Source organism: Enterobacter cloacae complex sp.6700776 (assembly GCF_048284255.1).
Lineage (GTDB): Bacteria > Pseudomonadota > Gammaproteobacteria > Enterobacterales > Enterobacteriaceae > Enterobacter > Enterobacter intestinihominis.
This window is the reverse complement of the sequence record NZ_JBLVYK010000007.1, coordinates 185,352-197,178: the sequence shown is the minus strand read 5'-3', so window position 1 is coordinate 197,178 and position 11,827 is coordinate 185,352. Positions and strand designations below refer to the sequence as shown.

General features: G+C 60.9%; 11 protein-coding genes. 4 read left to right on the top strand and 7 right to left on the bottom strand.

Annotated features, from left to right (window positions below; translation table 11 throughout):
- The first annotated feature begins 250 nt into the window (after positions 1-250).
- On the top strand, positions 251-1,630 hold the full coding sequence (gene ygjG / locus ACNQ0T_RS13440; protein ID WP_022649457.1) for a putrescine aminotransferase: 1,380 nt from the start codon (positions 251-253) through the stop codon (positions 1,628-1,630).
- Between the two features lie 85 nt (positions 1,631-1,715).
- Here the strand turns inward: ygjG and ACNQ0T_RS13435 are convergent, their stop codons facing one another.
- The gene (locus ACNQ0T_RS13435) at positions 1,716-2,318 is read right to left on the bottom strand and encodes a helix-turn-helix domain-containing protein (RefSeq protein WP_045308009.1); all 603 of its coding nucleotides are present in this window, start codon (positions 2,316-2,318) and stop codon (positions 1,716-1,718) included.
- Between the two features lie 42 nt (positions 2,319-2,360).
- Here ACNQ0T_RS13435 and ACNQ0T_RS13430 point away from each other — a divergent pair, with 42 nt between their 5' ends.
- Positions 2,361-3,050: a B3/4 domain-containing protein gene (locus tag ACNQ0T_RS13430; protein ID WP_023298680.1), complete on the top strand. Its 690-nt coding sequence runs from the start codon at positions 2,361-2,363 to the stop codon at positions 3,048-3,050.
- A gap of 193 nt (positions 3,051-3,243) precedes the next feature.
- Here the strand turns inward: ACNQ0T_RS13430 and lsrG are convergent, their stop codons facing one another.
- The 6 genes from lsrG to lsrA are packed head-to-tail and all read right to left on the bottom strand — an operon-like array spanning position 3,244 to position 8,929.
- Positions 3,244-3,537, bottom strand: a complete 294-nt coding sequence (lsrG, locus tag ACNQ0T_RS13425; RefSeq protein WP_022649458.1) for a (4S)-4-hydroxy-5-phosphonooxypentane-2,3-dione isomerase — start codon at positions 3,535-3,537, stop codon at positions 3,244-3,246.
- Positions 3,534-4,421: a 3-hydroxy-5-phosphonooxypentane-2,4-dione thiolase gene (gene lsrF / locus ACNQ0T_RS13420; RefSeq protein WP_022649459.1), complete on the bottom strand. Its 888-nt coding sequence runs from the start codon at positions 4,419-4,421 to the stop codon at positions 3,534-3,536. The genes lsrG and lsrF overlap by 4 nt, the downstream gene beginning before the upstream one ends.
- Positions 4,422-4,432: 11 nt before the next feature.
- Positions 4,433-5,434: an autoinducer 2 ABC transporter substrate-binding protein LsrB gene (lsrB, locus tag ACNQ0T_RS13415; protein WP_046620839.1), complete on the bottom strand. Its 1,002-nt coding sequence runs from the start codon at positions 5,432-5,434 to the stop codon at positions 4,433-4,435.
- Position 5,435: 1 nt separating this feature from the next.
- Positions 5,436-6,413 carry an autoinducer 2 ABC transporter permease LsrD gene (gene lsrD, locus ACNQ0T_RS13410; RefSeq protein WP_023298683.1) on the bottom strand — a complete coding sequence of 326 codons (978 nt, stop codon included), beginning with the start codon at positions 6,411-6,413 and terminating at the stop codon, positions 5,436-5,438.
- Entirely contained in the window at positions 6,414-7,445 is a 1,032-nt protein-coding gene (gene lsrC, locus ACNQ0T_RS13405; RefSeq protein WP_150312440.1) for an autoinducer 2 ABC transporter permease LsrC, read from the bottom strand. It lies immediately after the preceding gene.
- Positions 7,442-8,929 carry an autoinducer 2 ABC transporter ATP-binding protein LsrA gene (lsrA, locus tag ACNQ0T_RS13400; protein WP_417930141.1) on the bottom strand — a complete coding sequence of 496 codons (1,488 nt, stop codon included), beginning with the start codon at positions 8,927-8,929 and terminating at the stop codon, positions 7,442-7,444. Before lsrA ends, lsrC begins: the two co-directional genes overlap by 4 nt.
- 215 nt (positions 8,930-9,144) lie before the next feature.
- On the opposite strand from lsrA, the gene lsrR reads away from it, so the two are divergent.
- Positions 9,145-10,116 carry a transcriptional regulator LsrR gene (gene lsrR / locus ACNQ0T_RS13395; RefSeq protein ID WP_022649464.1) on the top strand — a complete coding sequence of 324 codons (972 nt, stop codon included), beginning with the start codon at positions 9,145-9,147 and terminating at the stop codon, positions 10,114-10,116.
- 33 nt (positions 10,117-10,149) lie between these two features.
- Positions 10,150-11,736: an autoinducer-2 kinase gene (gene lsrK / locus ACNQ0T_RS13390; RefSeq protein WP_063152832.1), complete on the top strand. Its 1,587-nt coding sequence runs from the start codon at positions 10,150-10,152 to the stop codon at positions 11,734-11,736.
- Positions 11,737-11,827 lie beyond the last annotated feature (91 nt).

Sequence of the window (11,827 nt, the reverse complement as noted above, 5' to 3'; positions counted from 1 at the left end):
TACCTACAAAGCACGATCCTCCGGCGCACACTTAAGGCGCATTTCCTGCCCTGGAGCAGTGCAATTGACGAAACCCCATCCCCGGCTCGTTATCCCTTATCCCGTGCGGCGCGCGATGGCATGATTAAATATTGTGCAACTCTGATTTCACCTGGCGTTTATCCCGATTTTTGTTAAGGCATCTGAGGTGGCGTAATCCCTGCAATACTTAACTCAGTATCATGTGATACGCGATCCCCGGGAGCATATTTTGAACAGGTTACCTTCCAGCGCCTCGGCTCTTGCCTGTACCGCGCACGCACTGAATCTCATTGAAAAGCGAACGCTTGATCATGAGGAGATGAAACAACTTAACCGTGAGGTCATTGATTACTTTAAAGAGCATGTGAATCCTGGTTTTCTGGAGTATCGCAAATCTGTTACCGCCGGCGGGGATTACGGAGCCGTAGAGTGGCAAGCGGGGAGTCTGAATACGCTTGTCGACACCCAGGGACAGGAGTTTATCGATTGCCTGGGTGGTTTTGGTATTTTCAACGTGGGGCACCGTAATCCAGTTGTGGTTTCCGCCGTACAGAATCAACTTGCGAAACAACCTCTCCATAGCCAGGAACTGCTCGATCCGCTTCGCGCCATGCTCGCGAAAACGCTGGCAGCCTTAACGCCCGGTAAGCTGAAATACAGCTTCTTCAGCAACAGCGGCACCGAATCGGTCGAAGCGGCGATTAAACTCGCCAAAGCGTACCAGTCGCCGCGCGGGAAATTCACCTTTATCGCCACCAGCGGCGCGTTCCACGGGAAATCCCTGGGCGCACTGTCGGCGACCGCCAAATCCACCTTCCGCAAACCGTTTATGCCGCTGCTGCCGGGCTTCCGCCACGTACCGTTCGGCGACATCAACGCCATGCGCACCATGCTGAGTGAATGCCGTAAAACCGGCGACGACGTGGCGGCGGTGATCCTGGAGCCGATTCAGGGCGAAGGCGGGGTGATCCTCCCGCCGCAGGGCTATCTGCCCGCCGTGCGTCAGCTGTGCGATGAGTTTGGCGCGCTGCTGATCTTCGACGAAGTGCAGACCGGGATGGGGCGCACCGGCAGGATGTTCGCCTGCGAGCATGAGAACGTTCAGCCAGACATTTTATGCCTGGCGAAAGCGCTCGGCGGCGGCGTGATGCCGATTGGCGCAACGGTCGCCACTGAGGAGGTCTTCTCGGTGCTATTCGACAACCCGTTCTTACATACCACCACCTTTGGCGGTAACCCGCTGGCCTGTGCGGCAGCGCTGGCCACCATCAACGTGCTGCTGGAGCAAAACCTGCCTGCGCAGGCGGAGCAGAAAGGCGACATGCTGCTGGACGGCTTCCGTCAGCTGGGCCGGGAATACCCGGATTTGGTACAGGATGCACGCGGGAAAGGGATGCTGATGGCGATTGAGTTCGTTGATAACGAAACCGGTTATAGCTTCGCAAGCGAGATGTTCCGCCAGCGGGTACTGGTGGCGGGAACGCTCAACAACTCGAAAACCATCCGCATTGAGCCACCGTTGACGCTCACCATTGAGCAGTGTGAGCAGGTGCTGAAGGCGGCGCGTAAGGCGCTGGCGGCGCTGCGGGTGAGCGTGGAAGAGGCGTAAAAAACGCCGGGTGGCGCTACGCTTACCCGGCCTACAACATACTGCAGATGTCGGCCCGGTAAGCGCAGCGCCACCGGGCTGCTTTTTATCGGTGAAACTCTGCCACCGTCATGGTGAAGCGAAGCACGGTATCGCTTTCATTGGCATAGCCGTGCGCCGCTTCCGTTTTCGCCACCGCCGACGCGCCAGCATTAACCTGTGCCACCGTCTCGTCCACCGTCAGGGTTAATACGCCTTCGTTCACGTGCAGCAGCTCAAACGTTCCCGCCGGATGTCCCGGAGAGGTGAACGTTTCTCCCGGATGCATCTCCCACTGCCACAGCTCAATCATGTCCGGGCCTGCGGTGCCTGCCAGCAATCTGGCGTAACCGCCCTGTGCGCCCTGCCACAGAACTGGGATCGCCTCTTCCTGAATAATGTGTACCTGCGGCTCGCTGGAGACATTAACGATATCTGCCACCGAAACGCCAAGCGCGGCGGCCAGTTTACACAGAATGGCAATGCTGGGGTTGGCAGCCCCTTTTTCGATCTCCACCAGCATGCCTTTGCTGACGCTGGCGCGGCGAGAAAGCTCGTCCAGCGACAGTTTTTTCTCTTTCCGCCAGCTGCGGATACGGTTCGCGACGGCCAGGCTTACCTGGGCAACATCGGCGCCCGCGTCGGTCATTATATTGACTTTATCAGTCATTGGTCACTACCATGGTATAAAACAGTCAATACAGGATTATTTATGTCTCTTGTAGCACCGTCAATAGATTCGCGACTTGTCGGGATCGCTCCCGGCTTTCGGGCGTTGAGCATTCAGGTTGAAGCCGCCCCGATCACCCAACCGGAGGTTGCTCCCGCCGCGCTGGCGCAGGTCTGCCAGCAGATGCTCAATGATGATGTGCCCTGGGCAGAAAATCATCTCGCCGCCTGGGATGAGGTGTTTAAAGCCTTTGGTGCAAAACCCAAACGTACGCCCTGCTCGGCCTCGGCTCTGCGTAAGCGCGTGATGAGAGACGGTTCGCTGCCGCCGCTCGACCCGGTGGTGGATATCTATAATGCCATCAGCATCCGCTACGCTATTCCGGTGGGGGGAGAAAATCTGGCGGCTTACGCGGGTGCGCCGCGCCTGACGCTGGCCGACGGCAGCGAGCCGTTTGATACCTTTAAAGAGGGTGAGCCGGTAGTCGAAAACCCGGAACCAGGCGAAGTTATCTGGCGTGACGATCTTGGCGTCACCTGCCGCCGCTGGAACTGGCGACAGGGGATACGCACGCGTCTGGACAGCCAGGCGCAGTCCATGTGGTTTATTCTCGAAAGCCTGCCGTCGATGCCGCTGGCGGCATTACAGGAAGCTGGCGATGAGCTGGTGAGCAATCTGCAAAAGCTGATGCCGGGCGCGACGGCGCGTGTTCAGTTGCTGGAGCTGGCGTGAACAACGCCGGGTGGCGCTTCGCTTACCCGGCCTACAAAATCAACCCCCCCGTACCCGTAGGCCCGGTAAGCGTTAGCGCCACCGGGCAAACACCGCACCATCCTCCCGTAGGCCCGGTAAGCGCAGCGCCACCGGGCAAACACCGCACCATCCCCCCGTAGGCCCGGTAAGCGCAGCGCCACCGGGCAAAACGCTACTCCGGCAACAACCCCACAAAGCAGCGTTTTTTGCGCGGCTCTGACATCAACTCTTCGAGCTTGTCCACGCACGCCAGATAGTGTGGCGTTTGCTTATGCGCCAACACCGCCTCTTCGTCTTTATAGGCCTCATAGATAAAGAACCGGGTTTTCACCCTCGGGTCCTGCAAGACGTCAAAGCGCAGGTTTCCCGGCTCCTGGATCGCCCCCTCGTGGTTGGCGCGAAATACCTCCAGAAACTCATCCACCCGCTCGGGTTTGATGTTGATTTCCACCAGCGTCACGTTCATTTTGCTTCTCCCTGTTTCTCTTCCTGCCAGAACTGGAACGCCTCACGGGCGCTCATGTTCTCGTGAACCACTTTCTTCACCGCCTTCAGCATGGCGAGCGGCGCGCTGGACTGGAAGATGTTGCGCCCCATATCCACGCCGGACGCGCCCTGGTCAATCGCCCGCCAGCACATCTCAAGCGCCTCATGCTCCGGCAGCTTTTTGCCGCCCGCGATAACAATCGGCACCGGACAGCTGGCGGTCACTTTTTCAAAGCCCTCGTCCACGTAGTAGGTTTTGACGAACTGGGCCCCCATTTCGGCAGCGATGCGGCTGGCGAGCGAGAAATAGCGCGCGTCGCGCGCCATCTCTTTACCCACGCCCGTCACCGCCAGCGTCGGCATGCCGTAACGCGCCCCCGCATCCACCAGCTTGATGATGTTGTTGATTGACTGATGTTCAAACGGGCTTCCGATATAGACCTGCGCCGCCACCGCGCAGACGTTCAGGCGCAGCGCGTCTTCCATCGCCACCGCCACGCACTCGTTAGACAGCTCGCCCAGAATCGAGTTACCGCCGGAGGCGCGCAGCACCACCGGTTTGTTCGTCGCGGCAGGTACCTGGCTCCTGAGGATGCCGCGGGTACACATCAGCACGTCGGTTTCGCCAAACAGCGGCGCGATGGAGAGATCGATACGCTCAAGGCCGGTGGTCGGTCCCTGAAAGTAACCGTGGTCAAAGGCCAGCATCACCGTGCGGTTGCTCTGCGGGTTGAAAATGCGCGAAAGCCTCGACTGCATGCCCCAGTCGAGCGAACCGCAGCCCTTCAGGGTGTACGGCACATTCTGCTGCGGCGTACCGATGCCAAAATCCTTGCCGTCTTTGATGTCGTCTAAATCAGCCATTTGCTCCCCCGTCAGAAATCGTATTTGTTGATGTTCTCTTTGGTGAACACCACCCGCTCCGGCAGCAGCACGATGCCGTTGCCCTTCGCCTCATACTGGTAGCCCTGCACGCTGTTCGGCTCGACCTTCAGCGTCCCGATATCTTTCACCTCCACGCTGTCGCCAGGGTTAAGATCGCCCTTTTTCAGCAAACGATCGGCGACATTGACCGCAATTTTGCCCTGCTGCACCACGTCCCACAGGCCGAAGGCTTTCACTGTGCCGCGCTCAACGTACGGACGCATCACGTTTGGCGTGCTGAAGCCGACAATCGCCACCCCTTCCCGCTTCAGGTTTTCCGCCGCCTGTGCCGCCGCCGGCAGGGCGTTGGCGTCCGGGGCGATGATCGCATCCAGATCCGGATAGGCTTTTAAGATCCCCTCGGCGGTTTGCAGGGATTTAGTGGCGTCGTTATAGCCAAACTGCGTGGTGACGACCTGCCACTGGGGATGGTCTTTCTCGATTTTGGCCTTCGCCTCTTTCACCCACTGGTTCTGGTCGGTGACGGTGGGGCTGGAGTAGAAGAACGCCACTTTCGCGTTCGGTTTGGTGACCTGTTTGCCTGCCATCTCCACCAGCAGGCCGCCCAGCTGTTCCGGCGTGCCCTGGTTGATGTAAATGCTGCGGCACTCCGGTTTGGTGTCGGAATCCCAGGTCAGGACCTTCACGCCGCGCTGCATCGCGCGCTTCAGCGCCGGGCAGAGACCGTCCGGCGACACGGCAGAGACGATGATGGCGTTATAGCCCTGGTTGACGAAGTTATTGATCAACTGCACCTGGCCGGAGACGCTCGGCTCGGTCGGGCCGTCGTAAGTCACGTCCACGCCAAGATCTTTCCCCGCCTCTTTCGCGCCGTTGCCGCCGCTGGTGAAGAATCCCACACCCACCAGTTTCGGGATAAAGGCAATGCGGTCCGCCGCCTGCGCCGAAGCGAAGCTGAGGGCCATTGCCAGGACGAGCAGTTTTGTTTTCATCTTACGCTCCGGATAGTTTTCTGAAGAGAGAACGCACCCATTCACGGTGCAGACTCAGCGAACGCCCCATCACCACCACAACCAGCAGCGCCCCTGACAGCGCGCTCGACACCTGGTTGGGGATGCCAACCATCTGTAAACCCTGTTGCAGGTACCCCACCAGCAGCGCCGCCAGCGCCGTACCGACAACCGAACCTGAGCCGCCGTAGATATTCGCTCCGCCGAGCACGGCGGCGGTGAGCGCAGGCATCAGTAAATCGCGCCCCAGATCCGAACGCGCGGAGCCGAAATAGGAGACCATCACCAGCGCGGCAATCGCCGAGGCCACGCCCACCAGGCCGTACAGCGCATACGGCATACCGTTCACCGACAGCGCCGCATAGCGCGCCGCGCGCGGATTCTGGCCAATTAAAAACAGATGCCGACCAAAGCGCCCGCGATGGGTAATCAGCCAGAAGAAAGCGGTAATCACCGCGAACAGCACCAGCGGGATCGGCAGGCCCAACACCGTGAGGTTAGCGAACGCCGTGAAGCTGTCCGGAAAGCCGCCGATCCCCTCGTAGCCCGTCGCGCCCGCCATGCCGGAGAGCAGCAGCGCCCCGCCGCCGTAGAGGTAGAGCGTGCCGAGGGTGATCACTAAAGGGCTGATACCGGTGTAGTGGATCAGCGCCGCATTCAACAGTCCGCACAGCAGGCCGAGCAGCAGCGTCAGCGGGATGGCGACCGCCATCGGCCACCCCGCCTGCATCATCACCCCCAGCGCGATAGCGCACAGGCCGATGGTTGAGCCGAGGGAGATGTCGATCCCGCCGCTGATAATCACCAGCGTGAGCGGTAGCGCCACGATACCAATGCAGATAAAGTCGCTGGTGCTGAACAGCAGCATATTGATGTCGAGCATGCGCGGGTTGATGGCGCCGAAGAGCAGGATCTCCAGCACCAGTAAAATCAGCAGCGCGCTTTCCCAGTTAAGCCTCATTCACGCCACCTCTTTTTTGCGTTTGGGAAACGGGGTGACGTGCTTCCCCCCTTTGTTACCGGGCTGGAAACGGCTGTATTTCAGCGCCCGCTGATGCCGCGCCAGTGCCTGACGCAGACGCCCGTCGAGCACCAGCACGCCCAGCAGCACCAACCCGGCGATAAAGTCGTTCCACCACGCCGGGAGCCTGAACAGCACCAGCACGGTATCGATTTGGGTGAGGAAGAACGCGCCGAGGAACGCACCGACCAGCGTGCCGGTGCCGCCCAGCAGCGAGATGCCCCCCAGCACGCAGGCAGCGATGGCTTTCATCTCCAGCCCGCTGCCGGTCTGGTTGGGCACAAAGCCTATCTGCGCGGCAAAGACGATCCCGGCGCAGGCCGCCAGCATGCCGTTGAGGGTAAAGGCGATCATGCGGGTGCGGTTCACCGCCACGCCCAGCTGGCGCGCGGCGGTGAGGTTATCCCCCACGGCGTAAAAATTACGTCCAAAGGCGGTGCGCGACAGCGTCCACGCGCCTGTGGCCGCAATAATCAACACCAGCATGCCGAGCGGCGAAATGCCGACGGCGGCAGGCTCAGAGAGGGATTTCAGCCCCGGCGGCAGCCCTTCTATCCACTTCCCGCCGGTCCAGAGCAGCATCGCCCCGCGATACAGCCCCAGCGTGCCGAGGGTGGCGACAATCGCTGGAATGCGCAGCCCCACCACCAGAAAACCGTTGAACGCCCCCGCCAGCGCGCCAATCGTCAGCGCGAAGAGAATGGAAACGGGCAGACTGTAGCCGCTGTTGAGCGCCACGCCGACGGCAATGGCGGACAGCCCGACGGTGGAGCCGACGGAGACGTCGATATTACGGGTCAGCATCACCAGCGCCGCGCCGATGGCCAGCAAAATCAGGATCTGCGAACTGGCGAAGATCATCCCCAGCGTCTGTAAGCTAAGGTAGGACGGGTTCAGCGCCACCAGCACGGCGAACAGGGCCAGAATGGCGAGAAACGCGCTCAGCTCGCGGTTTTTCAGTAAGATCTTCATGATTGCCCTCCAAACGCCAGCGCCATCATCCGATCGAGGCTGACGGCCTGGCGCGGCAGTTCGCCGCTGAGCACGCCCTGATGCATTACCAGCACCCGATCCGCGAGGCCGGGAAATTCATCGAGATCGCTTGAGATCATCAGCACTGCCACGTTCTGCGCCGCCACGCTTTTCAGCAGCTGGTAGATATCGGCGCGCGCCGATACGTCCACGCCGCGCGTCGGTTCATCGACGATCAGCAGCAGCGGATTGGCCTCAAGACAGCGCGCCAGCAGCACCTTCTGCTGATTACCACCGGAGAGCGTGCGCACGGTTTGCTCCGCATGGTTGAGCTTGATCCCCAGCGCCCGGTGGTAACGCTCCACCACCGCAGACTCCCGCTTTCGCTGCTGCCAGAGCGACGGCTCGTTCAGCGCCACCGTGTTCCAGCGGACAGGCGCGTCGAGAAACAGGCCGGACACCTGCCTGTCTTCCGGCAGATAAACCAGCCCTTTTTCCAGACGGGAACTGACCGGAACGGCGGTGATCTCCTGGTTCTCCAGCCACACCCGCCCGCCGCGTACCGGACGCAGGCCGTAAAGCGTTTCGGCAAACTCGGTACGCCCGGACCCCACCAGCCCGGCCAGACCGACAATCTCCCCGGCATAAATCTCAAGGCTGAGATCAATAAACCCTTCCCCGGTGAGATCCTCCACCCGCAGCACCGGGAAATCCTGCGCCTGGGTTCGGCGGTTGCCCGGCAGCGACAGCCACAGCTTTTGCGTATCGCTTAGCGACTTTTCCCGGCTGACAGGCGTCATGGCGGCGATCAGGGCGTTATCGTCAAAGTGCCCGGTTTCGCCGCTCAGCACCACCGCGCCGTCGCGCATCACCGAGACGTGGCTCGAAATCATGCGAATTTCCGGCAGCTTGTGCGAGATAAAAACAATGCCAACGCCGAGATCCTGCAGCGCGCGGATCTGGCGAAACAGGCGTTCGGTCTCGCCCGGCGTGAGCGATGCCGTGGGTTCGTCGAGGATCAGAATTCTGGCGTTGCGCATCAGCCCGCGCAGGATCTCCACCATCTGCTGATCCGCGACTTCCAGAGTGCTGGCAGCGGCATCAAGATTAAGCTGACATTGCAGCTGCTGGAGTTTCTCCGCCAGCCGCTTTTCCCGATCTCGTTCGCGCGGCAGACGAAACAGGATGTTTTCCCGCACCGTCAGGTTGGGGAAAAGCAGCGGCTCCTGTGGCACCAGATAAATGCCTAACCGGTGCGCCTGCGACGGGGTAAGCCGTGCAAAAGACTCGCCCGCAACCGAAAGCTCACCGCGATCCGGCGTTTCAACCCCGGCGATGATTTTCATCAACGTCGATTTTCCCGCGCCGTTACCGCCCATCAGCGCATGCACCTGCCCAGCAAGCAGCGTGAAATCAATGCCTTTTAACACAGGCACGCCAGAGAACTGTTTGCAGATGTCACGTGCCTCGAGAAGTGGTGTCATCATCGCTCCGCTATTGAACAAATGATTTTTAGATTTAATAATGTTCAAAAGCGTAGACGGTGAACTATATTTACAACCGTGCAGGGATCACAGTTTTATCGATTGAGATTCAGATAAACCGGAAAGGATCGAAAAGATCCATTTTGTCGCGTGGCTCACATTTTCACGCCGCACCATCACGAACATATGATCTAAATTTTTATAAGAGTTCAACTATGAGCGATAAACGCACTGCGGAAGAAGGACGGTTTGCCGGGCTGGCACTGGCGGAAGAGGAGCTGGTGGCGCGCGTGGCCTGGTGCTACTACCACGACGGGCTGACCCAGAACGACATCGGCGAGCGGCTCGGGCTGCCGCGCCTGAAGATCTCCCGCCTGCTGGAGAAAGGCCGTCAGTCCGGGGTGATCCGCGTGCAGATAAACTCCCGCTACGAGGGCTGCCTGGCGCTGGAAACCGAGTTGCAACAACGATTTGGCCTGAAGCTGGTGCGCGTGATGCCCGCCCTGAATACGCCGCCGATGAACGTGCGGTTAGGCATTGGCGCGGCCCAGTCGCTGATGGGCGTGCTGGAGCCCGGCCAGCTGTTAGCGGTGGGCTTCGGTGAAACCACCATGAGCAGCCTGCAACACCTGAGCGGCTTTATTAGCTCACAGCAGATCCGCCTGGTGACGCTCTCCGGCGGCGTGGGGCCGTATATGACCGGTATCGGCCAGCTGGATGCGGCCTGTAGCGTCAGCATGATCCCTGCCCCGCTTCGCGTGTCATCCGCTGAAGTCGCCGGGATCTTAAAGCGCGAAACCAGCGTGCGGGACGTGATCCTCGCCGCCACCGCCGCTGACGTGGCGGTGGTCGGCATTGGCTCGGTGAACCAGCGCCGTGACGCGACGATACTGCGCTCCGGCTATATCAGCGAAGGTGAACAGTTGATGTACGCCCGCAAGGGCGCGGTGGGCGATATCCTTGGCTATTTCCTCAATGCCGAAGGGGAATGCGTCGAGGAGCTGGAGATCCACAAAGAACTACTGGGCGTCACGCTCGATGAACTGGCACAGCTGCCCACCATCGTAGGCGTGGCCGGGGGGGAAGAGAAAGCCGATGCGATTTATGCCGCACTTAAGGGCCGCCGTATTAATGGCCTGGTGACGGAAGAGACGACAGCCCGCGCGGTGCTGGCTCTGGCCATTTAAGAGCCCTCCCTGCGCTAACAATGAGGCATGCTCATGAGTTACCTTTTAGCGTTAGATGCAGGGACAGGCAGCGTTCGCGCCGTTGTTTTCGATTTGCAGGGCAACCAGATTGCCGTTGGCCAGGCCGAGTGGAAACACCTGAGCGTCGAGAACGTGCCGGGCTCGATGGAGTTCGACCTCGACACCAACTGGCAGCTGGCCTGCCGGTGTATTCATCAGGCGCTGGAGCGCGCGCGCCTGAGCGCGGCGGATATTCAGTCCGTCGCCTGCTGTTCGATGCGCGAAGGGATTGTGCTGTACGACCGCAACGGCGAGGCTATCTGGGCCTGCGCCAACGTCGACGCCCGCGCCAGCCGAGAGGTAGCTGAACTCAAAGAGATCCACGACTACCGGTTTGAATCCGAAGTGTATGACGTTTCCGGCCAGACGCTTGCCCTCAGCGCCATGCCGCGCCTGCTGTGGCTGGCGCACCATCGTCCGGATATTTATCGTAAAGCCGCCACCATCACTATGATCAGCGACTGGCTGGCGGCGAAGCTCTCCGGCGAGCTGGCGGTGGACCCGTCCAATGCGGGCACGACGGGCATGCTGGATCTCTTCTCCCGCGACTGGCGTCCGGCGCTGCTCGACATGGCCGGGCTGCGCGCCGATATCCTCTCCCCGGTAAAAGAGACCGGCACCGTGCTGGGGGCCATCACCAAAGCAGCCGCACAACAGAGCGGCCTGCGCGAGGGCACCCCGGTGGTGATGGGCGGCGGCGACGTGCAACTGGGCTGTCTGGGGCTGGGCGTGGTGCGCGCCGGACAAACGGCGGTGCTGGGCGGCACCTTCTGGCAACAGGTGGTGAACCTGCCGCAGGTGCGCACCGACCCTGAGATGAACATCCGCGTAAACCCGCACGTTATCCCCGGCATGGCGCAGGCAGAGTCGATCAGCTTCTTTACCGGGCTGACCATGCGCTGGTTCCGCGACGCCTTCTGCGCCGAAGAGAAGCTGATTGCCGAACGCATGGGAATGGACCCCTACTCCCTGCTCGAAGAGATGGCGAGCCGCGTCCCGCCGGGCTCCCACGGGGTGATGCCGATCTTCTCCGACGCGATGCATTTCAAACAGTGGTACCACGCCGCGCCGTCGTTTATTAACCTCTCCATTGACCCGGAAAAGTGCAACAAAGCGACGCTGTTCCGCGCGCTGGAAGAGAACGCGGCGATCGTCTCGGCCTGCAACCTGGCGCAGATTTCGCGCTTCTCCGGCGTGACGTTTGAGAGCCTGGTGTTTGCCGGCGGCGGCGCAAAGGGCGCCCTGTGGAGCCAGATTTTAAGCGACGTCACCGGCCTGCCGGTGCGCGTGCCAGAAGTCAAAGAGGCAACGGCGCTCGGCTGCGCCATTGCCGCAGGAGCTGGCGCGGGGCTGTTCGCGGATATGGCCTCGACGGGCGAGCGGCTGGTGAAGTGGAGCCGCGAGTTCACGCCAAACCCGGCGCACCGCGAGCTGTACGACGGCATGATGCAGAAATGGCAGGCGGTATACGCGGACCAGCTCGGGCTGGTGGACAGCGGGCTGACAACCTCGATGTGGCAGGCGCCGGGCCTGATGCGCGACACACGCCCCTCACCCTAACCCTCTCCCCAGAGGGGAGAGGGGACTGCTCCGTGCGGCCTTTCACCCTCTCCCCTCTGGGGAGAGGGCCGGGGTGAGGGGTGAAGTTCTT